Origin of the sequence: Mesorhizobium abyssinicae, from assembly GCF_049887195.1 — a bacterium.
GTDB lineage: Bacteria > Pseudomonadota > Alphaproteobacteria > Rhizobiales > Rhizobiaceae > Mesorhizobium > Mesorhizobium abyssinicae.
Map to the genome: position 1 here is coordinate 19,794 of NZ_JARAKC010000014.1, position 25,760 is coordinate 45,553.

Below are 25,760 nucleotides of genomic sequence, written 5' to 3' on the forward strand. Positions count from 1 at the left end.
GCCACGCGTTCAAAATATCAAGCGAGTAGTCCATCGCGGCCTCGTCCCGGCTATCCGCCCGCGTGTTCGTTGCGACCGTGAGCCGCGATGAACATGGCGACAGCCGACCGGCAATAGGATTCGATTTCGTCATCGTCCTCTGCTCTCGCCTCATCAAAGCGTGCAATAATTAGAAGATCGGAGCCTTTGAAAAGTGCGGCAAACAAGCGGGCGGACCGGAGAGGATCGGGCACGTTGAGCACCGCCTTCGCGTGCAACTGACGTAACAGGGTCTCGATTTGGGCGACGATGTGGGCGGGGCCGGCTTCGTAATGGAGCTTGCTCAACGACTTTTGGTTCGGCGTGTCGGCCATGACTATGGCTTCGACGTTGCGGACATCGGGGCGCAGCAGCGTGCGAAGCATCGACGATCCCACCGCCATAAGCTGATCCTCGGCCGAGCCATCGACGCCTTCAAAAAGCGCCTGTGGGATTAACTGCTGACAGCGGACCGCAAAGGCCGCGCCAAACAGCGCCTCTTTGTTCTCGAAGTGCTTGTAAATGCTGAGCTTCGATATCTTCGCTCGCTGGGCGACCTTGTCCAAGGTCGTCGCTTGAAAACCCAATTCTGCAAAGAGTTCGCCTGCGGTGTCGACAATGGTTTGGCCAAGCGCCTCATTGGCGGGCCGGCCACGCCGGCCTCGACTATTTTCGGTCATCTCAATTACAGTCCTTGACAGTATCGTAATTCATGAATTACGATACTACGCAGTTTCGGAAATTCCAAGAGTGGATTTTATCGTGTCCTCCAAATCAGCATTACCTTGGCCGCCCACCGATATCGAATGCGCATCGCCGGACGATTCTGCGTGCCAGGCTCAGCCCAACCCGCTTCATACGCAACACGGAGCCCATCACCATGGATGACGTCATCATCATCGGCGGCAGCTTTGCTGGCCTTGCCGCCGCCCTGCAACTCGGCCGTGCCCGCCGCAAGGTCACCGTTCTCGACACTGGCCTGCCGCGCAACCGCTTCGCCGGCCACTCGCATGGTATGCTTGGTCACGATCACAAGCCGCCGCTGGACATCCTGGCCGAGGCGCGCCGGCAGTTGGCGCGTTATCCTGCGATCAGTCTGGTCAACGCTCGGGCCGACAAAGTCTCCGGCGGCATCGACGATTTCTCCGTCCTCATGGGCGATGGCGAAAGCCTTGGGGCGCGTCGGCTGATCCTGAGCTATGGCATCACGGACCAGATGCCCGATGTGCCGGGGTTTGCCGAAAGCTGGGGCACGTCCATCGTGCCCTGTCCCTATTGCGACGGCTTTGAAGTCGCCGGCCAGCATTGGGGCCTCGTCTGGTCCGGCCCGCAGTCGCACAATCAGGTCAGGCTGTTCCACGATTGGACTGACAGGTTGACGGTCTTCGCCGATGGTCACGACATCCCGACCGAAATCCGGGCCGATCTGGAGCGTCGCAACACACCTATCGTCGATGGCCGGATCACTGAAATCACCCGTCATGGCGGCCGCAGTCCCACCCTCAAGCTCGCTTCCGGCCGTGATGTCGCTGTCGACATTCTGTTCGCGCATCCGCGCAACAAGCCGTCCGCCGGCCTGCATGAATCACTGGGCCTCGCCACGGCCGCCACGCCCCTTGGCATCGTCCTCAAGGTTGATGAGCGCCGCGAAACCAGCATGCCCGGCATCTACGCCGCGGGCGACCTCACTAACCCCATGATCCCCTCGGTCACCACGGCATCGTGGCAAGGCGCGATGGCTGGCATCTTCGCCCAGCAGTCGATGCTGGTTTGAGAGCAGAGTTTCTCCGGTCCCAATTGGCCAACCCCTGCGGCGACGCTCCAACCTAAGCAAAAAGGGAAGTGATCCTCATGAATAAGACCAGTCCTGGCGTCGCCCTGGTGACCGGCGCCTCCTCCGGCATCGGTCTCGCCACCGCCAATGCCTTGGGGAATGCGGGCTTTCGACTGTTCGGAACCAGCCGCCGCGCCGCGGCGAAGAAATTCGACGGTTTTACTATGCTGGCCTGTGACGTTACAGACGATGAGTCCGTGGCCAAACTGGTCGAGCGGGTCCTTGCCGAGGCAGGCCGGATCGACGTGCTCGTTAACAATGCCGGCCTGGGCCTGCTCGGCGCTGCGGAGGAGTCTTCGACGGTTCAGGCGCAGGCACTGTTCGACGTGAACGTCTTCGGCGTCTTTCGCGTGACCAATGCGGTGTTGCCGACAATGCGACGTCAAGGAAAGGGCAGAATTGTTAATCTGAGCTCGGTGCAGGGGTTCATCCCGGGTCCATTTTTCGCGCTTTATTCATCGACCAAACATGCCGTTGAAGGCTATTCCGAATCGCTCGACCATGAACTGCGCCCGTTCGGAATTCGTGTCTCGTTGGTCGAGCCCGCCTACACCCGCACGTCCTTCGAAGAGAATCTCGCGAAGCCGGACCAGTTCCTGGATATCTATAACACGGGGCGCGCAGCCATGAATGGAGCGGTACGGAAGGAGATGGAAAATGGCGATGCGCCCGAAGTGGTAGCCCAGACCGTATTGGCGGCTGCGACCGATCCGGCTCCGAAGAGGCGCTATACGGCTGGGAAAACGGCGCGTCAGATCAGTCTCCTGCGCCGTTTCGTCCCCGCTTCCGCATTCGACAAGAGCCTGCGAAAGCGATTCGGGCTACCGGTTTGATGCAAGGATCAACCGGCTTTCGTTTCGCATTCCGAGGGAGAGCCTGGTCAAGAGCGCATCACGACAAGGATATGTCATGGCACAGCACAATGCGGATCGGGTCGCCGATTGGAATGACCAAAGCGGGGAGCGCTGGGCCGCCCATCAGGCGCGGCTCGACGCCATGCTGGCCGTGTTCGGCCAGGCCGCAATCGAAGCCGCCGCGCCCGTGACGGGCGAGCGCGTGCTCGACGTCGGCTGCGGCGCGGGCGCGTCAAGTCAGGCACTGGCCACCCTCGTCGGCCCGAGGGGCCATGTATTGGGCGTGGACATATCCGAATCGTTGATCGGCAGAGCGCGCGCGCTTACGGCACAGGATATGCCGGTCGTGTTCGCAATGGCCGACGCCAGCAGGGCCGAGTTGCCCGAGGGCGCGTTCGACATCCTGTTCTCGCGTTTCGGGGTGATGTTCTTCGACGATCCGACAGCGGCGTTCGCGCATATGCGCGGGGCGCTCCGGCCGGGCGGGCGGGTCGCTTTCGTTTGTTGGCGCGGCATGGCCGATAACGATTGGATGCGCCTGCCGATAGGCGCGATCAAGGGCATCGTCCCGTCGACCGCGCCGCCCGATGCCGAAGCGCCTGGCCCGTTCTCGTTCGGCGACCGCGGACGGGTGGCTCGCGTCCTGATGGCGGCCGGCTTCACCGATATCGCTATCGAGCCCTTCGATAGTTCCGTTCCGTTTGGTAAGGGCCCGACGCGGGACGCCGCGATTGACGACGCGGTGAAGATGACGCTCGAGGTCGGCCCGCTGTCGCGCGCGCTCGCTGATCAGCCCGACGACATACGCGCCCGCGCCTCGGCTGCGGTTCGTGCCGTCTTCGCGGACCGCCCCGGCGAGCGGTCGGTGATGATCAATGGTGCGGCATGGATCGTCACCGCGCGCAATCCGGTATGACCGCTTATGGCGCAAAGCAGCCGCCGGTGCGCTGGGCTCGGCGGCCTGGCGCCGAATGTCGGACATTGAGACCAGCGTCGCTGTGCGCTCAGAAACCGACCCTCACGATCCAGGATGGGCCAGTCGAACAGCAGACCCGCTCGGCCGAAAAGACGAGCACTCGATGGATCGGGTCCCAAGCCAGTTTCCGCCTGCCCGCTCCACCTTGTTGCAAACGTTCAAATTTGAGCTTCCGCACTCATGCTTTGTCGAGAGTATCTCCTTTAGTCTCCTAGACCTTCTGCGCCGTAAGTTTGGCCGTTTTGCATCGCCGTCGGCGACGATGACGACGAAATAGGAGAACGCAATGACTCGCAGTCACGTTGAACGTCTTGGAGAGTTCAGGGAGATCCTCGTCGCAACTCGGCGCGAAGGCGTCCGTAACGTGCACCATACCCGCGACGCAATGCGGGCAAGTGGCTTTCAGATCGGAGAAAGCGATGGCTCCAGCTACGGTGCCCAGCTGAAGGCGCTCCAGGAGGAAATCGAGGCAGTCGACCGCGCCATCGAAGACGAGAAGCGGCTGGCCTTGACCATCGAGAGCGCGACTCAATCCCGCCGACCGACCAAGCCGAGAATCGTCAAGGGAACGTAGAGCCAGGTACGGCGCTCAGCGGGACGGGTTGGAATCGCACCCGTGTGCAGCCGAGCGCAGCGCTTTCCCCGCGCCAGACCATGACCGGCCCCCGCGGCGCCAATCGAAAGCGCCCATGACGGGGTTGACCGCCTGTGCCACAGCATTCCTTCAGATTGTGTTGCCGCTGCAACATGCTAGCGCGGTCCAAAGGACACAAAAATCCCCCCTTGCCAACCCGCCCACCTTCCCCTAATCTTCGCTGAGAAAACCTTTTCCCAAATCCCCTTCGCTCCTTGACTCACCCGTCACCACCGCGCAGGGCGATAAGAGAAAACCTTTTCCCAACCTAGGGATGCGCCTCGCCACATGTCCTCCGATGCCTCGCCAGCGCCAGCCCCGGTCACCCTGCGTGAGGTGGCATCGGCCGCCGGCGTCAGCGTGGCGACGGCCTCAAAGGCGCTGAACGGGCAGGGGCGGATGACGGCGGAGACGCGCGAGCGTATCCGCGAGACGGCGCAGCGGCTTGGCTTTCGGCCGAACAGCCTGGCGCAGAGCCTGCTGCGAAAACGCTCCTTCACCGTCGGGCTGCTCACCAACGATACTTACGGCCGCTTCTCGCTGCCGCTGATGGCCGGCGTGTCCGATGCGCTGGTCGATGCCGGCGTCTCGGTGTTCCTGTGCAATGTCGAGGACGATCCACGGCTTGGCCAACTGCATGTCGAGGCCATGCTCGACAAGCGCGTCGACGGCATCATCGCCACCGGCAAACGCATCGATCGCCATCTTCCGGTCGATCTCTCCAACCTGCGCATTCCGGTCATCTACGCCTTCACCCAGCCCGATGCCGACGCCATCGGTTTCGAGTCCGACGATGCCGGCGGCGCGCGGCTGGCGGTCGAGCATTTTTGCGCGCTCGGGCGCCGGCGCATCGCCCATGTCAGCGGGCCGGCGAGCTTTGCCGTGGTGCATGAGCGCGCGCGCGCCTATCGCGAGGTGCTGGCCGAGCACGGCCTGCCGGTTGCCGAGCCGCTGCTCGGCGCCTGGTCGGAAGGCTGGGGGCATGAGGCGGTGGCAAAGCTCTTCGACGGCAAGGCGGGCAGGGGCGAGACGCCGGACGCCGTCTTCTGCGGCAACGACCAGATCGCGCGCGGCGTCATCGATGCGCTGCGCGAGCGCGGCATCGGCGTGCCCGAGGAGATCGGCGTCATCGGTTTCGACAATTGGGAGATCGTGGCCGAGGCGACGCGCCCGCCGCTGACCTCGGTCGACATGAACCTGGCGACGCTCGGCCGCGAGGCCGGGCTCGCTTTGCTTTCGCTCGTCGGCGGCCAAGCGGCCCTGCCGGGCATAAGAAAACTGCCGTGCCGGCTGGTGGTGCGTCAGTCATGCGGCCGCCCAGTGGGCGGCTGAGACAGGCCGCGCCTGATCGTCAGGCAGCGGCCGAACCGGGAGGAGAACCAATGAGGAGGAGAACCATGAAGACCATGATTGCCGGGCTCGCGCTCGCCGCGAGCATTTTCGCTCTGCCTGCTTTTGCCGCCGACACCGCCAACATCTGGGTGCGCGCCGACGGCTCGAACTTCATGCCGCCCATCGTCGATGCCTTCAACAAGAGCCATGAGAACCAGATCAAACTCGACATCATCCCCAACGCCGAGATCATCCCGAAATACGGTGCGGCCGCCGCCGGCGGCACCGCGCCCGACGCGCTGTCGCTCGATCTGATCTACACGCCGTCCTTCTCGGCCGCCGGCCAGCTCGAGGACATCACCGACTGGGCGAAGTCGCTGCCCTATTTCGCCAGCCTGTCGCCGGCGCATGTGAAGACCGGCACCTACAAGGGCCGCATCTACGGCCTGCCGTTCTCGGCCGATAGTTCGGTGCTGATCTGGAACAAAAAACTGTTCAAACAGGCCGGGCTCGATCCGGAAAAGGGCCCGACCAACTGGGCCGAGATCGAGGCCGATGCCGAGAAGGTCAACGCGCTCGGCGGCGACATCAAGGGCTTCTATTTCTCCGGCAATTGCGGCGGCTGCAACATCTTCACCTTCACGCCGCTGATCTGGGCTTCGGGCGGCGACATCCTCTCCGAGGACGGCTCCAAGGCGACGCTGGACAGCCCGCAGCTGCGCGGCGCCATCGACCTCTACCGTTCGATGGTCAAAAAGGATCTGGTGCCGTCGGGCGCGCAGACCGACACCGGCGCCAATTTCTTCGCCGCTTTTGCGGCCGGCAATATCGGCATCTCGCCGTCCGGCGCCTTCGCCATCGGCGCACTGAACACGCAGTACCCGAATGTCGACTATGGCGTCACCTTCCTGCCTGGCAAGGATGGCGGCTGGTCGTCCTTCGCCGGCGGCGACAATTTCGTCGTCACCAAGGGCACCAAGAAGCTCGCCGTGGTGAAGGAGTTTCTGGACTTCGCCTATTCGCTCGAAGGCCAGACGCTGCTCGCCAAATACGGCAGCCTGCCGGTGCGCGGCGACATCGCCAAGGAGGCGCTGAAGGACCTCGATCCGCGCTACCAGATCGCCGCCGAGGCGATGGCCAAGGGCCGCACGCCCTACACGGTGGTGTTCAACGACCTGATCAACTCCGCCAACGGTCCGTGGACGCAGATGGTCAACGAGGTCTTCTTCGGCGACGATGTCGACGGCGCGATTTCGAATGCGCAGGAGACGATGCAGTCGATCATCGACCAGGCGCCTCAGAAGTAGCGCCGCCCTCAACCTCCCCCTTGAGGGGAGGTCGGACCCGCAGGGTCCGGGTGGGGTCGCCCCGGCAGTGCTCGACGCTATCTCCCCGTCGGCGCGTCGCGGCGGACCCCACCCCCGGCCTTCGGCCGGACCCTCCCCTCGAGGGGGAGGGGGACGCAGCGCCAACAGCAGGACTATCGCGTTGAGAAAGCACTCATCTAACCGGAATGCCGCGGGTCGTCAGCAGGTAGGCTCCACCTTCTCCCCTTGTGGGAGAAGGTGTCGCCGAAGGCGACGGATGAGGGGTGCTCCAGCTTGGCAAGGACGGCGATCCTTCGCGCACCCCTCATCCGTCTCGGCGCTGCGCGCCGATCCACCTTCTCCCACAAGGGGAGAAGGGGAAGTGAGTGCTTACCCATGACCACTATAACCGCAGAAACCGCAGCCCCCGCGCGCCCGCGAAAGCTGGTCGGCGCCGGGCGTCGGCAGTGGATCGGGCTGCTCTATGTCGCGCCGGCGGTGGCGCTGGTCACGGTGTTCTTCATCGTGCCGCTCGGCATGACGGCGTGGATGTCGCTGCACAACTGGCCGCTGATGGGCGAGCATTCCTACATCGGCCTCGGCAACTACTGGGCGATCCTGCGCGACACGCGCTTCTGGAACGCGCTGCGCTTCACCGGCTGGTACACGCTGGTGGTGACGATCGCGATCTTCGCCGTCGCCTTTCCGCTGGCGATCTTCATCGAGCGGCCGCGGGCGATGACCAATGTCTACCGCACCGCCTTCTTCATGCCGGCCGTCATCGGCTTCGCCTCGGCGAGCCTGCTCTGGTCGTGGCTCTTGAACGTCGATTCTGGCCTGTTCAGCCCGGCCGCCTACGCGCTCGGCCTGACCGAAAAGAAGTTCAATCTGCTCGCCACCTTCCAGCCGGCCTTCTGGTCGATCATCGCCATGGTGGTGTGGAAGGTCGCGGGCTTCACCATGATCATCCTGATGACCGGCCTGCAGTCGATCCCGTCGGAGCTGCAGGAGGCGGCGATGATCGACGGGGCAGGGCCGTTCGCGCGCTTCCGCGCCATCACCCTGCCGCTGATGCGCCGCACGCTGGCGCTGGCGCTGATCCTGTCGGTCGCCGGCTCCATCCTCGCCTTCGACCAGTTCTACATCATCCTGCGCGGCGGCCCGCGCAACCAGACGCTGACCGCCGTCTACTGGATCTTCAACCAGTCCTTCGTGTCGTTCAAGCTCGGCTATGGCGCCGCACTTTCGATGATCCTGCTTCTGATCCTCGTCGTGCTCAGCCTCGTCCAGCTCTGGCTGCTGCGCAAACCGGAAGGGGTCGACTGATGGCGCAGGCGCGCAGCCGCAACAGCCGCATCCGGCTCGGCATCGCCGAGCACTTGACCGGCATCATCGCCTCGCTGCTGTTCCTGGCGCCGATCGTCTGGACGGTGCTGTCGGCCTTCAAGCCGTCTCAGGAGGCGCGCCTGCCGCCGCTGCCGCCATGGCCGACCACCGGCTTCTCGGTCGAGAATTACGGCACGCTCAACACTTTCGGCGACGGGCTCTGGCTGCCGGCGCAAAACAGCATCTACGTCTCGGTGATGACGGTGGTGTTTTCGGTCATCGTCAGCGTGCTTGCCGGCTACGGCTTCTCGCGCTTCCGCTTTCCCTTCAAGGACCTGCTCTTCGTCATCATCCTGTCGACGATCATGATCCCGTTCCAGTCGATCCTGACGCCGATCTTCCTGGTGCTGACCAAGGTCGGCCTGCACAACACGCTGACCGGGCTGGTCTTCGTCTATGTCACGCTGCAGCTGCCGTTCTCGATCTTCATGATGCGCAACGCCTTCGACGCGGTGCCGCGCGAGATCGAGGAGGCCGCCCGCATGGACGGCGCCAACAACGTCACCATGCTGTTGCAGGTCATGCTGCCGCTGGTGTGGCCCGGCATCGTCACCATCGCGCTGTTCGCCTTCCTCGGCGCCTGGAACGAGTTCCTGGCGGCGCTCGTGCTGATGACGGACCAGTCCAAGTTCACCCTGCCGATCATGATGACGGCGCTGCAGTCCGGCCGCTTCGGCGCCATCGACTGGGGTGCCGTGCAAGCCGGCGTCACCGTGATGATGGTGCCGTGCCTGATCCTCTTCCTGGCGCTGCAGCGCTTCTACATCCGCGGCCTGATGGCCGGCGCCGTGAAATGACGACAACGAAATTGAATGGAGTAAGCCGATGACCAACGCCCAAAAGACCGGCAAGCCGAAGCTCGCCTTCCGCCCGCTGCCGGTGCCGCAGGTCGACGTGCGCGGCTTCTGGGGCGACCGGGTCGATGCGGTCGCCGCGCGCACCGCCGAGATCCTCTACGAGCGCTGCGTCGAGGCCCGCATGCTGGAGCAGATCGACCCCGACCGGCCGTCGCCGGGCGTCGTCATCCCCTTCCATTCGCCGTCGCCCGACGAGGCCGCCAATCCGGGCTTCACGGGCTCGACGGTGACGACGCAGATGTTCTGGGATTCCGACTGGGGCAAGACCATCGAGACCGCCGCCTATTCGCTCTACAGGCGCCGCAACGACGCGCTGGAGAAGAAGATCGACGCCGTCATCGATCTCTATGGCAGGCTGCAGCAGTCCGACGGCTACCTGTCGAGCTGGTACCAGCGCATCCAGCCCGGCCTGCGCTGGACCAACCTGCGCGACTGCCATGAGCTCTACTGCGCCGGCCATCTGATCGAGGGCGCCGTCGCCTATTTCCAGGCCACGGGCAAGCGCAAGCTGCTCGACATCATGTGCCGCTATGTCGACCATATCGCCGACACTTTCGGCCCCGAGCCCGGCAAGAAGAAGGGCTATTGCGGCCATGAGGAGATCGAGTTGGCGCTGGTCAAGCTGTCGCGGGCGACCGGCGAGCAGAAATACATGGACCTGGCAAAATACTTCATCGACCAGCGAGGGCAGCAGCCGCACTATTTCGACGAGGAGGCGCGCGCCCGCGGCGCCGATCCGAAGGCCTATCATTTCAAGACTTACGAATACAACCAGTCGCACAAGCCCGTGCGCGAGCAGGACAAGGTCGTCGGCCACGCGGTCAGGGCGATGTACCTGTTCTCCGGCATGGCCGACGTCGCCACCGAATATGGCGACGATACGCTGCGCGCGGCGCTCGACCGGCTGTGGGACGACCTGACCACCAAGAGCCTCTATGTCACCGGCGGCCTCGGCCCGTCGGCGCACAATGAAGGCTTCACCAGCGACTACGACCTGCCCAACGAGACCGCCTATGCCGAGACCTGCGCCGCGGTCGGCCTGGTGTTCTGGTCGAGCCGCATGCTCGGCATGGGGCCGAACGCGCGCTACGCCGACATGATGGAGCGGGCGCTTTACAACGGCTCGATCTCCGGCCTGTCGCTCGACGGCTCGCTGTTCTTCTACGAGAACCCGCTGGAAAGCCGCGGCCGGCACAATCGCTGGAAATGGCACCGCTGCCCGTGCTGCCCCCCCAATATCGGCCGCATGGTGGCGTCGATCGGCAGCTATTTCTATGGCCTCGCCGACGACGCGCTGGCGGTCCATCTCTATGGCGACTCGACCGCCCGCTTCGAGATATCGGGCAAGCCGGTGAGCCTGGTCCAGACCAGCAATTATCCCTGGGACGGCGCCGTCTCGATCCGCGTCGAGCCGCAGGCGCCCGTCGCCTTCACCTTGCACCTGCGCGTGCCGGCCTGGTGCCGCAAGGCGGCGCTCAAGGTCAACGGCAAGGCGGTGGCTCTCGATGCCGTCTTGAGCGACGGCTACGCGGCGATCCAGCGCGAATGGCGGAAGGGCGACCATGTCGAGCTCGAGCTCGACATGTCGATCTCCCGCCTCTTCGCCAATCCGGAGGTGCGCCAGGACGTCGGCCGCGTCGCGCTTTCGCGCGGTCCGCTGATCTATTGTGTCGAGGCGACCGACAATCCCGGCCGGTTGCACCGCATCAGCCTGCCGCGAACGGCGGAAATCGAGGCGCATCACGAGCCAAACCTGCTCGGCGGCATCGTCACGCTGTCGGCCACCGGCAGAAGGGAGGGGTCGGAGGATTGGCGCAACGGCCTCTACCGCGCCGAGCCGCCGGCGACGGAAGAAGCGAGGGTGAAGGCAGTTCCCTACTACGCCTGGGACAACCGCGATCCCGGCGAGATGCTGGTCTGGCTGCGGGAGGGCTGAAGGCCGATCTTACAGATGCACGAAAGCCGTGAGCGGCAAATGATCCGAGGCGACCCGCGACAGCGGCGTGTCGTGCGCTTCCACCGCCGAGACCATGTCGTTGCGGTTGCCCATGATCCTGTCCAGCGCAAGCACTGGCAGCCCTGAGGGAAAGGTCGGCACCGCCGGCGGCGTGTGCCCGAATGTGGTATGCAGCGTGTTGAGCGCCGAGCGGTTGCCGAGCCGCCATTCGTTGAGATCGCCAAGCAAAAGCGTCGGCCTCTCGTCGGCGCTGCTCATGATGTCGAGCACGACGCGCGCCTGTTCGGAGCGCGAGCGGCGCAGCAGGCCGAGATGGGCGGCGATCACGCGCAGCGACCGCTTCTCGTCGAGATCGATTTCGGCGACCAGCGCGCCGCGCGGCTCGAGCCCCGGCAGCTTGATCTGGTGGACGTCGCGCACCGTGCCGCGTTTGAACAAAAGCACATTGCCGCGCCAGCCATGGCCCTTGCCGTTGCCGGACACCGGCACCGGCACCAGCCCGGTTTCGTGTTCGAGCCGCGCCAAATCGAGCAAGCCGGCGCGGTCGCCGAAACGGTTGTCGGCCTCCTGCAGGGCGATGACGTCCGGGCTGATTTCGCGGATGACGCGCGCGGTCCGTTCGGGATCGAATTTGCGGTCGGTGCCGATGCATTTATGGACGTTGTAGGAAGCGACCACCATCTCGGGGCCGTCGACCCGCTTGCGCGGCGTCGCCTTTGCCTTCCGCGCCTTTCTGTGGCGGATCGACAGGAGCACGGTCTCCGGCAGGTTGCGTCCGTTTATCTCCATGGTCCTGCTGCTCTGTTCCTTGCGCTATAGATAGGGCGATCCCAGCCACAGCAACCGGTCGAAGACGCGGATGAAGAAGGGGCGGGCCTTCAACGTCTCAAGCGTCACCGGCTGCGCGGAGGCGATGGCCGATCCGATGCGTGCCTCGATCTCGGCGGCAAAGTCCGCATCAAGAACCTCCATGTCGATCTCGAAATTCAGCCTCAGCGACCGGGCGTCGAGATTGGAGGAGCCGATATAGGCCCAGACGCCGTCGATCGCCATCAGTTTCGAATGGTCGAAGGCGCCTTCGTGGCGCCAGACCCGGCAATAATGCTTCAGCACCTGGTCGAACTGCGCCGTCATCGCGCGGTCGACGAGGAAGAGGTTGTTCACCGCCGGGACGACGATGTCGATCTCGACACCGCGCCGTGCCGCCGTGGTCAGCGCGCTGATCAGTTCGCGGTCCGGCAGGAAATAGGGCGACATGATGCGGATCGATTTGCGCGCGACGGAGAACGCCCCCATCAGCAGCTTGTGGTTGGTTTCGTTCGAGGCATCCGGTCCGCTCGCCGCCGCCCGCACCAGCATCGGCTGGCCGGGAGCCGACAAGGGTGCCGCCACCTGCCAGGTCTCGCCCTTCAGGGCCTCGTTGCCGGCGAAGCGCCAGTCCTCAGCCGCGACCGAGAACAGGTCGGCCACCACCGGCCCTGTGACCTTGAAATGCGTGTCCCGCGAACTGTCGGATCCGGCGAATTCGGCGGAGAAGCCCTTGCGGATGTTCATGCCTCCCGTGAACGCCACCGTGCCGTCGACGATGAGGATCTTCCTGTGCGTCCTCAGATTGGCATAGGGCAGTCTCAGGCCCATGACGATGTTGCCGTTGAAGAGGTCGGTGGTGACCTCCGCCTCCTTGAGCTGTTTGAGGATGCTGGGCACGGAGTAGCGCACGCCGACGGCGTCGATCAGCACGCGCACGGCGACGCCGCGCCGGACGGCGCGGCCGAGCGCTTCGACGAACAGCTGTCCGACCGCGTCATTGTCGAAGATATAGGTCTCGAGCAGCACGCTGCGCTCCGCGCCGTCGATGGCATGGCACATCGCGGCATAGGCCTCATCGCCCGTTTCGAGGACGACGATCGCGTTTCCTGAAGTCAGAGCACGGCGTGCCACCCTGTCGCCCAGCGTCTTCAGCCCGACGAAGCGCTGGCCGTACTCGGCCGTGATCAGGTCCTCGGCGGCGATGTCGCGCTCCTGCTTGGCCAGAGCCGCCTCGCCGGACAGCGGCCGCATGGCGCTGATCGTCGCGCGACGGATGCGGTTGATGCCGGCGATGGCGTAGATGATCGCGCCGAGGAAGGGCGACAGCAGCATCACGCCGACCCAGCCGGTGGCGGCGCGCACGTCTTCCTTGGTCATGATGGCGTGGACGATGCCGACGGCCGCCATCGCCAGGGAGAGGGCGAGGATCAGCGTAGACCAGTGACTCGCGATTGCCTGCAGCATCGGTCCGACTATTGTGCGAGCGGAAGCGGAAGGCAATGCGGTTGGTGGAACAGGTCGAGGACACGCTCTTGGCGAGACCTGCTAGGCGCAAACCGGTGGTGATCTCGTGCTTGTGGCGGGTCATGCGCGAGAAGGCGATGAACTCGAAGTGACGATTGGCGTCCGCAGACGCGGCAGAATTCAGCCGCGCCTCGCCACCAGCCGCAGCCAGGGCGCGAGGTGGAAGCCGGCCATCAGCAGGTACATCGGCACCATGCCGCCGAGCATGGAGGTGCCGGGACCGGGCATGCACATCATGTCGTGGCCGCCATAGGCGGCGGTCAGCAGCGCCATGACCGCGAAGGTCGGTGCTGCCGCCAGGCAGAGCCAGTCGGCGAGGCCGAAGCCGCTCAAGTCGTTGGGGCGAGGGGAATCAGCCGCCGCAAGGGCGCCGTCGTTTTCGCTGCTCATTGTATCCACTTTCCAAGGTGTAAGGGCCGTCAAGGCCCGATCGGGGATCGGCTCTGGCGGTGCGGCTAGCACCGCCAGAGTCGCTTCGCGCTCAGGCGTCCTTGTTGCGGAAGGCCGCTTCGCCGACATCCGACACCTCGACCCATCTCTGGTCGGGGGCGGCGCCCTCTTCGTAGTTGTCGTGCCAGTTCCACCATTTGTAGGTCTGGGTCTGCGGATAGCCCTCGGGCGAATCCTCCCATACCTCCTGGCGGCCGAGCGGGGTGACGTCGAGATAGCTCCAGACGGTGCCAAATGCCTCGTCGCCGCGATTGTTGATGAAATAGGTGCGGAAGATTCGACTGCCGTCGTGGATGAACACGTTGTGGCCGTGCCATTCGTCGACGCCGAAATCCTTATCCCAGCTGTCGGTGATCGTGTACCAGGGCATCTCCCAGCCCATCCGCTTCTTCAGCCGCGCGATGTCGGCCCGCGGCGCGCGCGAGGCATAGGCAAGCGTCGTGTCGCGGGCGTTGAGATGGGCAACGTTGCCGACCATGTCGGCGCCCAGCGAGCAGCCGCGGCAGGCATGTTCCGGCCAGCCATAGACGCCGGGCTCGAAGAATGCGCGGTAGACGACCAGTTGGCGGCGGCCTTCGAATAGGTCGAGCAGGCTTGCCTTGCCGTTCGGGCCATCGAACATATAGTCCTTGTCGACCGCCATCCATGGCATGCGGCGGCGCTCGGCGGCGAGTGCATCGCGGGCCCGCGTCATCGCCTTCTCCTTCACGAGCATCTCTTCATACGCGCCTTCCCAGGCCTCCTGCGAAACGATCGGCGGTGTCTTCATGTGTTGGGTCATTGCTCTTGTCCCATTCTTTCGGTTTGGTTGGGGTGCGAAGACAGACATAGGGCCGGATGGCGCGATGGTGAGAGTTACAAGTGTGACGGGATTTGCGCCGGCGGGCCCTGCATGGACTCGCTGATCACCGCAGCCGGCCGCGCGCTCGCCGCCGGTGATCCGCTCGGCGCCTTGAAGCGGGTCGCGCTGCGCGACGACGCGCCGGCGCTGGCCTTGCGCGGCATCGCCATGGCCCAGCTCGGCGATCTCGAGCGGGCAAAGGCGCTGCTCAAAAGCGCTGCCCGCGCGTTCAGCCCGAAGGAAATGGTGGCGCGCGCGCGCTGCGTCGTCGCCGAGGCAGAGATCGCGCTGGTGTCACGCGATCTCGGCTGGCCGGAGAAGGCGCTGCGGACGGCGCGAGCGACGCTTCAAGCGCATGGCGACCGTGTCAACGCCGCCTATGCGGGAAGCCTGGAAGCGCGCCGCCTCATCCTGATCGGCCGCCTCGACGAAGCCGAACGCCTGCTTGCCGGCTTCGACCCCGCACCGCTGCCGCCGGTCGCGCGCGTCGCGCACGAGCTTGCGGCCGCCGGCATCGCGGTCCGGCGCCTGAGGACAAAGGCGGCGCGGGCCGCGCTCGGCCGGGCAGCGCTCGGCGCCTATGAGGCGAACATACCGGCGCTCACGACCGAGGTGGAAAACGCTTCGCTGGTGCTGAAGATGCCCGCCGCGCGGCTCATCGCGCAAGGTTCCGAGAGACTGCTCCTGCTCGAAGAGGTCGAGGCGCTGCTGGCCTCGCAGGCGCTGATCGTCGATGCCTGCCGCAATGTCGTGCGCGAGGCGGGCGCGGTGGTTCAGCTGGCGACGCGGCCGGTGCTGTTTGCGCTGGCGCGCACGCTTGCCGAAGCCTGGCCGGCGGACGCGTCACGGGAGGCGTTGCTCAGACGCGCTTTTCGCGCCAGGCATGCAGATGAATCGCATCGCGCACGGCTGCGGGTCGAGATGGGCCGGCTGCGCGCCGAGCTCGGCGCATTCGCCGAGATCAACGCCACGGCCCAGGGCTTCGAGCTGGCCCCGCAGCGCGCCGGCGAGGTCGTGGTGCTGGCGCCGCCTGTCGAGGAAGAGCATGGCGCGGTACTCGCCTTCCTGGCCGACGGCGAGTCCTGGTCGAGCTCGGCGCTGGCGATCGCGCTCGGCGCCAGCGCGCGCACCGTGCAGCGGGCGCTCGAAGAGCTTTCGGGGCAACACAAGGTGCAGCCGGTCGGCCGCGGCAGGGCCCGGCGCTGGATGACGCCGCCGATGCCGGCATTCCCGACTGTGTTGTTACTCCCAGGTCCGCTGCCCAGCGACTAGGTTAGTGGCGAGATTGTTCATATCGATGGAGATCAAGATGAAACGAGCCGCCGCCGAAATCCTGCGTGAATACGGACCTTTTCCGGGGGTCAAGACCGTCGCCGGCGTGACCTTCGACGGCGAAAAGGTCTGGTTCGCCTCCGGCGACAAGCTCAACGCGCTCGATCCCGAGACCGGGGCGACGCTGCGCTCGATCGATGTCGCCGCGCATGCCGGAACCGCCTTTGACGGCAAGCACCTCTACCAGATCGCCGAGGACCGCATCCAGAAGATCGAGCCGCAGACCGGCGAGGTGGTCGCCACCATTGCGGCCCCTGGCAATGGTGGCGACTCCGGCCTGACCTGGGCTGAAGGCTCGCTCTGGGTCGGTGAATACCGCGCCCGCAAGATCCATCAGATCGATCCCGAAACGGGCAAGGTGATCCGCACCATCGAGTCCAAGCGCGTCGTCACCGGCGTCACCTGGGTCGACGGCGAGCTGTGGCACGGCACCTGGGAAGGCGATGAGAGCGATCTGCGGCGTATCGATCCCAGCACGGGAGAGGTGCTCGAGATGCTGGAGATGCCGGCTGGAACCGGCGTGTCCGGGCTGGAGTCGGATGGCGGTGGCTGCTTCTTCTGCGGCGGCGGCAACAGCGGCAAGGTGCGGGCGGTACGCCGCCCGGTGCACCCCTCCACGGCGGCGAACAAATAGCCGGCGAAGCAGAAGACGCGTTCAGAACTTCGTGATCGAGACGCTCGACGCGCGCCTCGATCTTGCCAGGTCTGAAAGAAAAGATAAAAGCAGGAGGGCTTTGGGGAAGTATCTTCATGCGTTTCGGCATGGCGATCAGCAATCTGTCGTCTTTCGGCGGGCTGCAGCGCGATTGCCTGTCGATTGCCAGGCACGTCGCCGCCGCCGGCCACGACGTCACCATCCTGACCACGGAAATACGCGGCGCGATCGATCCGGGCTGCCAGGTCCGGATCGTCAAGACCACCAACCCCACCAATCCCGGCCGCGACGTGGCGCTGGGCGCGGCGCTCGCCGCGCAGCGGCGCGACTTCGACCGCATCGTCGGCTTCAACAAGCTGCCGATGCTCGACATCTACTATTCCGGCGATCGCTCCTACGCCAAGGTCAAGCAAGGTGCCTGGCGCACCTTCTCGCCGCGCTTTCGCACCCAGATGCAGCTCGAGCAGGGTTGTTTCGCGCCCGGCGCCCGCACCAGCCTGATCATGCTCAGCGAGCGCCAGCAGAGCGAATACCAAAGTATCTGGAAGACGCCGGACGGCCGCTTCCGGCGCATCTCGCCGAACCTCGACCCGGCGCGGCGGATGCCGCATTTGCGGAGCGACGGAACGCGCGAGCGCATGCGGGCGGAACTAGGCATCGGGGCGGGGGCGCAGACCTGGCTGTCGATCGGCTGGGCGGCATGGGTGAAGGGGTTCGACCGCGTGGCGCGCGCGCTTGAGGCATTCCCCGACTGCGTCTGGCTGGTCGCAGGGATCGCCGCCGGCACTCCGATGGCGGGCCATGTGCTGCGCGGAGTGCCGCGGCAGCTGCGCGGCAACATAAGATTCCTCGGTTTTCGCGATGATATCCCCGCCATCATGTCGGCGGCGGACCTGCTTGTTCACCCGGCGCGCATCGAGACCACCGGAACGGTCATCGTCGAGGCGCTGGCCAACGGGCTGCCGGTCATCCTCACCGAGACCTGCGGCTTCGCTCATCTGGTGGAGAAGGCCGATGCCGGGCTCGTCATCCCAGGCGCCTGCTCGCGCCGTGACCTGATCGCGGCGATCAGCCGGGGCAAGGCGCCAGGCCGGCTGCAGTCATGGTCGTCGAATGCGCGGATCTTCGGCGCCGATCCGGCCCTGTCGCGCGGTCACGAGGAAGCGGCTCGCCTGGTCGCCGGCGAGCTCTGGTAGGTCTGGACTCGTCCTGAACTCAGTCCTTGGCGCGCTCGACGTAGGAGCCGTCGGCCGTCATCACCACCACACGCGTGCCGGCGGAAATGTGGGGCGGCACTGCCGTGCGCACGCCGTTGGAAAGCACCGCCGGCTTGTAGGACGAGGACGCCGTCTGGCCCTTGGTGACCGGCTCGGTGTCCACCACCTCGAAAGTGGCGCGTTGCGGCAGCACCAGCGCGATTGCGATACCGTTGAACTGTGAGACCTGCACGGGCATGCCTTCCTGCAGGTAGGGCGCGGCGTCGCCGACCACGCTTTCCGTCACGGCCACCTGATCGTAGGTCTCCGGGTTCATGAAATGGAAGCCTTCGGCGTCCGAGTAGAGGAAGGTGTGCTCGCGCTCCTCCACATAGGCGCGCTCCACCTGCTCGGTGGTGCGGTAGCGTTCCGAAACCTTCACCCCGTCGCCGATGCGGCGCATGTCGAGCTGCGTCACCGGCGTGCCCTTGCCAGGGTGGATGTTTTCGGCAAAGAGGATGACATAGAGCTTGCCGTCCTTATCGACGACGTTGCCTTTGCGTAAGGAGCTGGCGATGACCTTGACCACGGTGTTCAATCCCAATCGAGTTTCTTGGCCTGAGAATGCTGCTTGCCACAAATCGGCAACGGCGGCCATCCCGCGCGCCCTAGCGCATCTCGCGCCGAACCGCCAGCCTTCCCGGCGATTTTCCCGCCCATGACCGGCGCTTCCCCCTGGTGGACGCCCGATGTCCATGCCGATCGCCGGCCGCGGCTGATCGCCCGCAACGCCATCACTGCGGCGCTGCGCGGCTGGTTCGGCGAGCGCGATTTCATCGAGGTGACGACCTCGGCGCTGCAGGTTTCGCCTGGCAACGAGGCGCATCTTGCGGCATTCGCCACCGAGGCGATCGGGACGGACGGCGCGCGCCAGCCGCTCTATCTCCACACCTCGCCGGAATTCGCCTGCAAAAAGCTGCTGGCCGCCGGCGAACGGCGCATCTTCAGCCTTGGCCCGGTCTGGCGCAACCGCGAGCGCGGCCCGTTGCATCATCCGGAATTCACCATGCTCGAATGGTACCGGGTCGGCGAAACCTATGAGAGCCTGATGCGCGACTGCGCCGAATTCCTGGCGCTGGCGGCGGAGAAGGCGGGTGCCAGGACCTTCCGCTTTCGCGGCCGCGAGGCCGACCCGTTCGCCGAGCCGGAGCGGCTGAGCGTCACCGAGGCCTTCATGCGCCATGCCGGCATCGATCTTCTCGCGACGTTGGCAACCGATGGCGGCACCGATCGCGCCGCCCTTCACGCAGCCCTGGTCAGGGCAGGCATACGCACCGCCCCTGACGACAGCTGGGCCGACCTGTTCAGCCGGGTGATGGTCGAGAAGGTCGAGCCGGCGCTCGGGCAGGGGCGCGCCACCATCCTCTATGGCTACCCGGTCTCGGAAGCCGCGCTTGCCAGGCCGAGCGCCGAGGATCCCCGCGTCGCCGAGCGCTTCGAGCTCTATTGCTGCGGCGTCGAGCTCGCCAACGCTTTTGGTGAACTCACCGATCCGGCGGAACAGCGCCGCCGCTTCGCCGCCGAGATGGACGAGAAGGAGCGCATCTACCAGGAGCGTTACCCGATCGACGAGGATTTCCTGGCGGCGCTGGCCAGCATGCCGCAGGCGAGCGGCTCGGCGCTCGGCTTCGACCGGCTGGCTATGCTGGCGACCGGGGCGACCAGGATCGACGATGTGATTTGGACCCCGGTGGCCGGGGCACCGATCTAGGGTGCGGTGCCCGGCCGTTTCTGACCGCGCCGCGCCAAAAGATTGGCCACCACCAGAAGCACGATCGACAGCGCCATCATCAGCGTCGCGGCGGCGGTGATCGCCGGGCTGAGCTTTTCGCGAAGGCCGATGAACATTTCGAGCGGCATGGTGCGCTGGCCGGCGCTGGCCAGGAACTGCACGACCACGACCTCGTCGAAGGAAGTGACGAAGGCGAAGGCCGCGCCAGAGAGCACGCCGGGCAGGATCAGCGGCAACATCACCCGGAAGAACGAAGTCAGCGGCTTAGCGCCCGAGATCGCCGCGGCGCGCATCAGATTGCGGTCGAAGCCAGTAAGGCTCGCGCCCACCGTCACTACGACAAAGGGACTGGCGAGCGCGGTATGCGCGAGAATAATGCCGGCATAGGTGCTGGCAAGGCCGATGCGCGCATAGAACAGGTACGAGCCGACGGCGGTGATCACCACCGGCACGATCAGTGGCGACAGAAGCAGCGGCATGACGATGCGGCGCCCCGGGAATTTCTCGTCCGAGAGCGCGATTGCCGTCAGCGTGCCGAGCGTGGTTGCGATCAGCGTCGTGCCGAAGGCGACGATCAGGCTGTTGCCGATCGCCGACTGCCAGCGCTGGGTGCCGAGCACCACCTCGTACCAGCGCGTCGAGATGCCTTCCAGCGGGAAGATGAAGAAGGCGCCGCTGTTGAAGGAGAGCGGCACCGGAATGAGGATCGGCACCAGCAGGAACAGGATGACGAGCCCGCACCAGATCCACAGCAGGGTGATGCGGATGCGTTCGCCGGTTGTGGGGTAGGGAGACAACAGCATGGGCTACACCAGCTTTAGGCGGTCGAGGCCGAGGATGCGGGCGAAGATGCCGAACAGCGCCAGCGTGAAGACGAGCAGGATGAAGCTCAGCGCCGCCGCCATCTCCCAGTTCAATTCGACATTGACGTAGTTGGCGATGAAATTGCTGATCAGCTGGTCGCTGGCGCCGCCGATCAGCGCCGGCGTGATGTAGTAGCCCAGGCACAAGATGAAGGTGAGCAGGCAGCCGGCCATGACGCCCGGAAACACCTGCGGAATGTAGACGCGGCGGAAGGCAGTGAAGGGCTTGGCGCCGAGCGAATAGGCGGCCTTCATCTGCGAGGGCGGGATCGTGCGCATGACGCTGTAGATCGGCAGTAGCGTGAACGGCAGCTGGATATGGGTCATGGCTATGATCAGGCCGATACGGCTGTACATCAGGTCGAGCCGTTCGCTTGCGACGCCGATAAAGAGCAGGAAGTCATTGACCAGCCCGAATTTCTGCAAAAGGACCGTCCACGCGGCTGTGCGCACCAGGATCGAAGTCCAGAACGGCAAAAGCACCGCAACGATCAGGATGGCCGCCAGCCCCTTCGGTACGCTGGCGATGAGATAGGCCAGCGGAAACCCCAGCAGCAGCGTGGCCAGCGTCACCGCGGCGGCGACGAAGAAGGTGCGCAGGAACACCTGCACGAAAATCGCCTGCTCCGGCGGCACCCGCTCGATGCTGCCATCGGCATTCCAGCGCAGGTCGAGGGCGCTGAGCAGATAGAACGAGGTGAGGCTGTGAGTGCCGTTCCGGATCGTCGGCCAGGTCGACGGCGCTGACCAGAACGGCAGCGATTTCACGGCGTCGAGCGCGGCCTGGCCGTCGGCGCTTTCGAGCTTGCGCGCCGTCTTCAGCACCTGGCTGCGCGCGCCGGGCAGGCGGGCGTTGAGGCTTTTTGCCAGCTCATAGGCCGTGCCCTTGGCCTGATTGTCCTTGAGGTCCGCCGCGAGCGCCGCGAAGGCATCGTCACCCGGCAGGCCCTGGCCGTTCCAGCCGCCCAGGGCCACGGTCGTCTTGGGCAAAGCATCTGCGATTGTCGGATCATAGACGGCGCGCGACAGCAGGAGCACGATTGGGATGCCGAAGCTCAGCGCCAGGAGAATGAGCAAAGGCGCCGCCAGCAGCAGCGTGCGCAGCCGGTCGCCGAATTCGGCGCGCCGGAGCGCCGCCGACACCGATTTCAGGTCGGCGTCGGCGGCTGCCCGGCCGCGGGCCAGCGCGGGCCGGTCGAGTTCGCTGGGCTGGAGCGCCGACATCTCTCGCCTACTGCGCAAGCCAGGCGTTGAAGCGCTTGACGAGGTCCTCGCCATAGTCGCCCCAGAACTCGGTGTCGGCAACCAGATAGGCGCCGCTCAAGTGATCCGGAGCGTTCGGCAGTTTCGGCAGCGCGTCGGGAGCGACGAAGGACGCCGCGTCGGTGCGCACCGGCCCATAGGTGATGTAGCTGGCGAGCTTGGCGTTGTTTTCCGGCTGGCTGATATAGGCGAGGTATTTGTAGGCCAGCTCCGGATTCCTGGCGCCCTTTGGAATGGAGATCATGTCGTATTCGAGGATCTGGTTGTTCCAGACGATCTTGAATGGCTTCTTGTCGTTGTCGATGGCGTTCTGGATGCGGCCGTTCCAGGCGGTGGTCATCACCACTTCCTGGGAAGCCAGAAGCTGCGCCGGCTGCGCGCCGGCATCCCACCAGACGATGTCCTTCTTGATCGTGTCGAGCTTCTTGAAGGCACGGTCGACGCCCTCCGGCGTGGCCAGCACCTTGTAGACGTCTGCCGGCGCCACGCCGTCTGCCATCAGCGCCCATTCGAGGTTCTGCGCCGGGAACTTGCGCATGGCGCGCTTGCCGGGGAATTTGGTCGTGTCGAACAGGTCGAGAACCGAGGTTGGCGCTTCTTTCAGCACGGTCGGATCGTAGGCGAGGATGTCGCCGTAAGCGTCGAGACCGACACCGCAATCGAGCGCCGAGCCTTCGATGAACTTGTCGCGCGGCCCGATCTTGGAATAGTCGAGGCGTTCGAGGATACCGGCGTCGCAACCCTGCAGCACGGTCGCCGTCTCGACCGTCACCAGGTCGATCGGCACGTTGCCGGTCTCGACCATCGCTTTGACCTTGCCGAGATCGCCGAGATACTCCTGCTCGAGGATCTTGGCGCCTGTCTCCTTGCTGAAAGGTTCGAACCAGGCCTTGCGTTGCGCGTCCTGCCAGGCGCCGCCGCTCGCCATGATCGACAGCTCGTCGGCGAAGGCGGCGCCGGCGATGGTCATCGAGGCCGTGGCGGCCGCGAGCGCGAGAAGAGTCTTCCTCATGAGTGTCATTTCGTTTTCCCCTGTTTTGGAATGGCACCGCCCGATCCGGCATCGGCCGGAAAGGCGCGGCAATCATTGGACGCGCAGGAGACCGTCACGGTCTCGCCGTTTGCCATCGTCGATTCGGGGCCGACCTTGACGGTCAGCACCTGGTCACTGGCGAGCTTGGCCAAAAGGCGCAGGTGGTCGCCGAGATAGATACGCCCGTCCACAGTGGCGGGCAGGGCATTGCCGCCGGCCGCCGTCGGCGTCAGGGTCAGCCGCTCCGGGCGGATGGCGACGTGGCAGGGAGCGCCCTGCGCGACGCCGATGGCGAGCGCGGTAAGCTCGCCGCCGCCATTCAGCCTGACACGGCATTCTGCGCCGGAGACGCGATCGACCACGCCTTCGAGCGTGTTGTTCTCGCCGATGAAGCTCGCCACGAAAGAGCTCTGCGGCGCGTTGTAGAGATCGTCGGGCGAACCGAGCTGGACGATGCCGCCATTGTTGAAGACAGCGACGCGGTCCGACATCGTCAGTGCCTCGCTCTGGTCATGCGTGACGTAGACAATGGTGACGCCGAGCATGGTGTGGATTTGTTTGATCTCGAGCTGCATGTGTTCGCGCAGCTTCTTGTCGAGCGCGCCGAGCGGCTCGTCCATGAGCACCAGGCTCGGCTTGAACACCAGGGCGCGGGCAAGCGCCACGCGCTGCTGCTGGCCGCCGGAAAGCTGGGTCGGCCTGCGGTCGCCAAATTGCCTGAGCCGCACCATGTCGAGTGCGCTCGCTACCCTGGACGCGATATCGGCCTTGCCGACCTGCCGGACCGAGAGCGGGAAGCCGACGTTCTCCTCGACCGTCATATGCGGGAACAGCGCGTAGTTCTGGAACACCATGCCGATGTTGCGCTGATAGGGCGGCAAGCGGTCGACCGGCTGGCCTTCAAGCGTGATCGTGCCATGCGTCGGCCGCTCGAAGCCGGCAAGCATGTTGAGTGTCGTTGTCTTGCCGGAGCCGGAAGGACCAAGCAGCGTCAGGAATTCGCCGCGCGCAACGGTGAGGTTCATCCGCGTCACAGCGAAGGCCCGTCCGTCGTAGGATTTTTCGACATCGGCGAATTCGACGAAACCCTTGCCGACGGGATCTGCTTGCGTGGCGGGCGCGATCGTGGCCGCCACGGCCGGCAATGCGGCCTGGCGGGCGCTCATAGTCCGCAATCCTTGATGCGGCTGAGATGCGGCTTGCGATCCATGCCTCGTCCTCCCGGAAACCGGCCTGCTGCCCGGCAGGTCGTGCGACTTGTATGGTCACACAACTAACCTGAAATCGACCATAGATGCAGACAACTTTGTCCGTCAAGCCGATTATTAACGAATTGTGTGAGATTTCTGGCAGGGCGTCTTGCGATTGTGCGTCAGACAAGCTCTATTGTACGGAGTATTGTCTTATGCTAGATGCGCCAACAGTGAGACATCAGCCGTAGTCGAATCCCGTATGCTCCAAGATCTTCGCCTCGCCGACGACGAAAGTCCGGTCTACCGCCGTCTTGCCGATGCGATCGCCGAACGCATCGCCGCCGGCACGCTCGCTGTCGGTGACCGGTTGCCGCCGCAGCGCGAGATCGCGCGGGCGCTGGGCATCAATGTCACGACCGTCACGCGGGCCTTGTCGACCCTTCAGGAGCAGGGGCTGCTCGAAGCGCGGCCCGGGCGCGGCACGACGGTCGCCGCCCGTGACGCCGGCGAAAAACCGGGCTTCGTGTCGGCGCCGAGCGACCAGAGCGGCATCATCGACCTTTCCGTAAATCGGCCCGCCACATCGGCCTATCTCGATGCGGTAGCAGCACTCTTGCCGCGCCTGTCCAAGGACCGACACTACACCGCGCTGCAGGATTACCATCCGCCGGAAGGACCGCTCTGGGCGCGAGTGGCGGTGGCCGACTGGTTCAAATCCGTTGCCGGCGATGGCGACCCCGGCCGCGTCGTGCTGGCTGCCGGGGCCCAGCATGGCCTGGACTGCCTGCTCGGCGCCGTCACCCGGCAAGGCGAGGTGGTGTTGGCCGACGAGGTGACCTACCAGGGCATCAATGCGCTGTGCCGCGTGCACGGGCTGGACCTCAGGGGCATCGCCATGGACCGCGGCGGCATGCGTCCCGACGCTTTCGACGCCGCCTGCGCGCAACTGCGCCCGCGCGCCGTCTTCCTGGTGCCGACGCTGCACAATCCGACGACGATCACGCTGAGCGAGGAACGCCGGCGCGATCTCGCCGCGGTCGCCAGGCGCCACAACGTGCTGATCATCGAGGACGACGTCTATCGGCCGCTTGCCGACGATCCGCCGCCATCCTTCGCCAGTCTCGAGCCGGAGCTGACGATCCATCTCGGCGCGCTGTCGAAATGCCTGGCGCCAGGCCTGCGCCTGGGCTTCGTCATCGCCCCGCGCCCCATCGCTGGCCAGGTCGCGGCGGCGCTGCGCATCAACTGCTGGAGCATCAGCCCGCTGACGGCGCTGATCGGCGCAAGGCTGATCGAGGAAGGCTCGGCCGCCCGCATCATCGAGATCCAGAAACAGGAGCTGCGCCAGCGCCAGGCCATCCTCAGCGAAATCCTCGGCCGCTTCGATATCCAGGCGCATCCGACGTCGACCCATGCCTGGCTGCGCCTGTCTGAACCCTGGCACGGCGCGGGCTTTGCCCGCACTTGCCTGGAACGCGGCGTTGCCGTGCTGCCCGGCGATGCCTTCGCGGTCGGCCGCGAACCGGTCCAGCACGGCGTGCGCATCAATGTCGGCGCGGCACGTTCGCAGGAGGATCTGCGCACGGCGCTCAGCACGATGGCCGAGTTGCTCGCGGCCGGTCATCTGCAACTGCCGGGTTTTGTGTAGGTCAT

The 25,760-nt window shown here is 65.3% G+C and carries 24 protein-coding genes; 14 read left to right on the forward strand and 10 right to left on the reverse strand.

The window, feature by feature from the left end:
- Positions 1-50: 50 nt before the first annotated feature.
- On the reverse strand, positions 51-698 hold the full coding sequence (locus PU724_RS24515) for a TetR/AcrR family transcriptional regulator (RefSeq protein WP_127394145.1): 648 nt from the start codon (positions 696-698) through the stop codon (positions 51-53).
- Between the two features lie 200 nt (positions 699-898).
- On the opposite strand from PU724_RS24515, the gene PU724_RS24520 reads away from it, so the two are divergent.
- The 9 genes from PU724_RS24520 (at position 899) to PU724_RS24560 (ending at position 11,134) form a co-directional block, all read left to right on the forward strand.
- Positions 899-1,792 carry an NAD(P)/FAD-dependent oxidoreductase gene (locus tag PU724_RS24520; RefSeq protein ID WP_320321994.1) on the forward strand — a complete coding sequence of 298 codons (894 nt, stop codon included), beginning with the start codon at positions 899-901 and terminating at the stop codon, positions 1,790-1,792.
- A gap of 77 nt (positions 1,793-1,869) precedes the next feature.
- Positions 1,870-2,685: an oxidoreductase gene (locus PU724_RS24525; RefSeq protein WP_354424254.1), complete on the forward strand. Its 816-nt coding sequence runs from the start codon at positions 1,870-1,872 to the stop codon at positions 2,683-2,685.
- Positions 2,686-2,761: 76 nt separating this feature from the next.
- Positions 2,762-3,622, forward strand: a complete 861-nt coding sequence (locus PU724_RS24530) for a class I SAM-dependent methyltransferase (protein ID WP_354424256.1) — start codon at positions 2,762-2,764, stop codon at positions 3,620-3,622.
- Between the two features lie 346 nt (positions 3,623-3,968).
- Positions 3,969-4,256 (forward strand): hypothetical protein, encoded by a 288-nt coding sequence (locus PU724_RS24535; RefSeq protein ID WP_127310638.1) that lies wholly within the window; start codon positions 3,969-3,971, stop codon positions 4,254-4,256.
- 348 nt (positions 4,257-4,604) lie between these two features.
- On the forward strand, positions 4,605-5,648 hold the full coding sequence (locus tag PU724_RS24540; protein ID WP_354424258.1) for a LacI family DNA-binding transcriptional regulator: 1,044 nt from the start codon (positions 4,605-4,607) through the stop codon (positions 5,646-5,648).
- Between the two features lie 65 nt (positions 5,649-5,713).
- A complete protein-coding gene (locus PU724_RS24545; protein WP_354424260.1) occupies positions 5,714-6,955 on the forward strand; it encodes an ABC transporter substrate-binding protein in 1,242 nt (413 codons plus the stop codon).
- A 396-nt stretch (positions 6,956-7,351) separates the two neighbouring features.
- Positions 7,352-8,281, forward strand: a complete 930-nt coding sequence (locus PU724_RS24550) for a carbohydrate ABC transporter permease (RefSeq protein ID WP_127394074.1) — start codon at positions 7,352-7,354, stop codon at positions 8,279-8,281.
- Positions 8,281-9,138, forward strand: coding sequence for a carbohydrate ABC transporter permease (locus tag PU724_RS24555; RefSeq protein ID WP_292248967.1), 858 nt, complete (start codon positions 8,281-8,283; stop codon positions 9,136-9,138). The genes PU724_RS24550 and PU724_RS24555 overlap by 1 nt, the downstream gene beginning before the upstream one ends.
- A 28-nt stretch (positions 9,139-9,166) precedes the next feature.
- Complete coding sequence (locus PU724_RS24560) at positions 9,167-11,134, forward strand: glycoside hydrolase family 127 protein (RefSeq protein WP_354424262.1); 1,968 nt, start codon at positions 9,167-9,169, stop codon at positions 11,132-11,134.
- A gap of 9 nt (positions 11,135-11,143) precedes the next feature.
- Here PU724_RS24560 and PU724_RS24565 read toward each other — a convergent pair whose 3' ends face one another.
- From PU724_RS24565 to PU724_RS24580, 4 genes are all read right to left on the reverse strand, one after another.
- Positions 11,144-11,944 (reverse strand): endonuclease/exonuclease/phosphatase family protein, encoded by an 801-nt coding sequence (locus PU724_RS24565; RefSeq protein WP_127284925.1) that lies wholly within the window; start codon positions 11,942-11,944, stop codon positions 11,144-11,146.
- Positions 11,945-11,968: 24 nt separating this feature from the next.
- Positions 11,969-13,429, reverse strand: a complete 1,461-nt coding sequence (locus PU724_RS24570) for a phospholipase D-like domain-containing protein (RefSeq protein WP_354424264.1) — start codon at positions 13,427-13,429, stop codon at positions 11,969-11,971.
- Between the two features lie 180 nt (positions 13,430-13,609).
- Positions 13,610-13,879, reverse strand: coding sequence for a hypothetical protein (locus tag PU724_RS24575; protein ID WP_354424266.1), 270 nt, complete (start codon positions 13,877-13,879; stop codon positions 13,610-13,612).
- 91 nt (positions 13,880-13,970) lie between these two features.
- Positions 13,971-14,720, reverse strand: a complete 750-nt coding sequence (locus PU724_RS24580) for a DUF899 domain-containing protein (protein ID WP_354424268.1) — start codon at positions 14,718-14,720, stop codon at positions 13,971-13,973.
- A 111-nt stretch (positions 14,721-14,831) separates the two neighbouring features.
- On the opposite strand from PU724_RS24580, the gene PU724_RS24585 reads away from it, so the two are divergent.
- The 3 genes from PU724_RS24585 to PU724_RS24595 all read left to right on the forward strand — a co-directional run bounded on the left by PU724_RS24585 (position 14,832) and on the right by PU724_RS24595 (position 17,963).
- Positions 14,832-16,052: an ATP-binding protein gene (locus PU724_RS24585; RefSeq protein ID WP_354424270.1), complete on the forward strand. Its 1,221-nt coding sequence runs from the start codon at positions 14,832-14,834 to the stop codon at positions 16,050-16,052.
- 37 nt (positions 16,053-16,089) lie between these two features.
- Positions 16,090-16,746, forward strand: coding sequence for a Vgb family protein (locus PU724_RS24590; protein WP_354424272.1), 657 nt, complete (start codon positions 16,090-16,092; stop codon positions 16,744-16,746).
- Between the two features lie 116 nt (positions 16,747-16,862).
- A complete protein-coding gene (locus tag PU724_RS24595) occupies positions 16,863-17,963 on the forward strand; it encodes a glycosyltransferase family 4 protein (protein WP_354424274.1) in 1,101 nt (366 codons plus the stop codon).
- Between the two features lie 19 nt (positions 17,964-17,982).
- On the opposite strand, the gene efp is transcribed toward PU724_RS24595, so the two are convergent.
- A complete protein-coding gene (gene efp / locus PU724_RS24600) occupies positions 17,983-18,552 on the reverse strand; it encodes an elongation factor P (protein WP_127284938.1) in 570 nt (189 codons plus the stop codon).
- Positions 18,553-18,681: 129 nt separating this feature from the next.
- Here efp and epmA point away from each other — a divergent pair, with 129 nt between their 5' ends.
- A complete protein-coding gene (gene epmA / locus PU724_RS24605) occupies positions 18,682-19,734 on the forward strand; it encodes an EF-P lysine aminoacylase EpmA (RefSeq protein WP_354424276.1) in 1,053 nt (350 codons plus the stop codon).
- Here epmA and PU724_RS24610 read toward each other — a convergent pair.
- Genes PU724_RS24610 through PU724_RS24625 form a run of 4 tightly spaced genes read right to left on the reverse strand, consistent with a single transcriptional unit; the run spans position 19,731 to position 24,080 of the window.
- A complete protein-coding gene (locus PU724_RS24610) occupies positions 19,731-20,558 on the reverse strand; it encodes an ABC transporter permease (protein WP_127284937.1) in 828 nt (275 codons plus the stop codon). The two genes, epmA and PU724_RS24610, sit on opposite strands and share 4 nt — an antisense overlap.
- 3 nt (positions 20,559-20,561) lie before the next feature.
- On the reverse strand, positions 20,562-21,842 hold the full coding sequence (locus PU724_RS24615; RefSeq protein ID WP_354424278.1) for an ABC transporter permease: 1,281 nt from the start codon (positions 21,840-21,842) through the stop codon (positions 20,562-20,564).
- A 7-nt stretch (positions 21,843-21,849) separates the two neighbouring features.
- Positions 21,850-22,893 carry an ABC transporter substrate-binding protein gene (locus PU724_RS24620; RefSeq protein ID WP_292105962.1) on the reverse strand — a complete coding sequence of 348 codons (1,044 nt, stop codon included), beginning with the start codon at positions 22,891-22,893 and terminating at the stop codon, positions 21,850-21,852.
- Between the two features lie 5 nt (positions 22,894-22,898).
- Positions 22,899-24,080: an ABC transporter ATP-binding protein gene (locus PU724_RS24625; RefSeq protein WP_354424280.1), complete on the reverse strand. Its 1,182-nt coding sequence runs from the start codon at positions 24,078-24,080 to the stop codon at positions 22,899-22,901.
- 286 nt (positions 24,081-24,366) lie between these two features.
- Here PU724_RS24625 and PU724_RS24630 point away from each other — a divergent pair, with 286 nt between their 5' ends.
- The gene (locus PU724_RS24630; protein ID WP_354424282.1) at positions 24,367-25,755 is read left to right on the forward strand and encodes an aminotransferase-like domain-containing protein; all 1,389 of its coding nucleotides are present in this window, start codon (positions 24,367-24,369) and stop codon (positions 25,753-25,755) included.
- Positions 25,756-25,760: the final 5 nt, after the last annotated feature.

Bases quoted from the DNA above. Each gene is read 5' to 3' on its own strand.
- PU724_RS24515 (WP_127394145.1), bottom strand. From the start codon at position 698: ATGACCGAAAATAGTCGAGGCCGGCGTGGCCGGCCCGCCAATGAGGCG.
- PU724_RS24520 (WP_320321994.1), top strand. From the start codon at position 899: ATGGATGACGTCATCATCATCGGCGGCAGCTTTGCTGGCCTTGCCGCC.
- PU724_RS24525 (WP_354424254.1), top strand. From the start codon at position 1,870: ATGAATAAGACCAGTCCTGGCGTCGCCCTGGTGACCGGCGCCTCCTCC.
- PU724_RS24530 (WP_354424256.1), top strand. From the start codon at position 2,762: ATGGCACAGCACAATGCGGATCGGGTCGCCGATTGGAATGACCAAAGC.
- PU724_RS24535 (WP_127310638.1), top strand. From the start codon at position 3,969: ATGACTCGCAGTCACGTTGAACGTCTTGGAGAGTTCAGGGAGATCCTC.
- PU724_RS24540 (WP_354424258.1), top strand. From the start codon at position 4,605: ATGTCCTCCGATGCCTCGCCAGCGCCAGCCCCGGTCACCCTGCGTGAG.
- PU724_RS24545 (WP_354424260.1), top strand. From the start codon at position 5,714: ATGAAGACCATGATTGCCGGGCTCGCGCTCGCCGCGAGCATTTTCGCT.
- PU724_RS24550 (WP_127394074.1), top strand. From the start codon at position 7,352: ATGACCACTATAACCGCAGAAACCGCAGCCCCCGCGCGCCCGCGAAAG.
- PU724_RS24555 (WP_292248967.1), top strand. From the start codon at position 8,281: ATGGCGCAGGCGCGCAGCCGCAACAGCCGCATCCGGCTCGGCATCGCC.
- PU724_RS24560 (WP_354424262.1), top strand. From the start codon at position 9,167: ATGACCAACGCCCAAAAGACCGGCAAGCCGAAGCTCGCCTTCCGCCCG.
- PU724_RS24565 (WP_127284925.1), bottom strand. From the start codon at position 11,944: ATGGAGATAAACGGACGCAACCTGCCGGAGACCGTGCTCCTGTCGATC.
- PU724_RS24570 (WP_354424264.1), bottom strand. From the start codon at position 13,429: ATGCTGCAGGCAATCGCGAGTCACTGGTCTACGCTGATCCTCGCCCTC.
- PU724_RS24575 (WP_354424266.1), bottom strand. From the start codon at position 13,879: ATGAGCAGCGAAAACGACGGCGCCCTTGCGGCGGCTGATTCCCCTCGC.
- PU724_RS24580 (WP_354424268.1), bottom strand. From the start codon at position 14,720: ATGACCCAACACATGAAGACACCGCCGATCGTTTCGCAGGAGGCCTGG.
- PU724_RS24585 (WP_354424270.1), top strand. From the start codon at position 14,832: ATGGACTCGCTGATCACCGCAGCCGGCCGCGCGCTCGCCGCCGGTGAT.
- PU724_RS24590 (WP_354424272.1), top strand. From the start codon at position 16,090: ATGAAACGAGCCGCCGCCGAAATCCTGCGTGAATACGGACCTTTTCCG.
- PU724_RS24595 (WP_354424274.1), top strand. From the start codon at position 16,863: ATGCGTTTCGGCATGGCGATCAGCAATCTGTCGTCTTTCGGCGGGCTG.
- epmA (WP_354424276.1), top strand. From the start codon at position 18,682: ATGACCGGCGCTTCCCCCTGGTGGACGCCCGATGTCCATGCCGATCGC.
- PU724_RS24610 (WP_127284937.1), bottom strand. From the start codon at position 20,558: ATGCTGTTGTCTCCCTACCCCACAACCGGCGAACGCATCCGCATCACC.
- PU724_RS24615 (WP_354424278.1), bottom strand. From the start codon at position 21,842: ATGTCGGCGCTCCAGCCCAGCGAACTCGACCGGCCCGCGCTGGCCCGC.
- PU724_RS24620 (WP_292105962.1), bottom strand. From the start codon at position 22,893: ATGAGGAAGACTCTTCTCGCGCTCGCGGCCGCCACGGCCTCGATGACC.
- PU724_RS24625 (WP_354424280.1), bottom strand. From the start codon at position 24,080: ATGAGCGCCCGCCAGGCCGCATTGCCGGCCGTGGCGGCCACGATCGCG.
- PU724_RS24630 (WP_354424282.1), top strand. From the start codon at position 24,367: ATGCTCCAAGATCTTCGCCTCGCCGACGACGAAAGTCCGGTCTACCGC.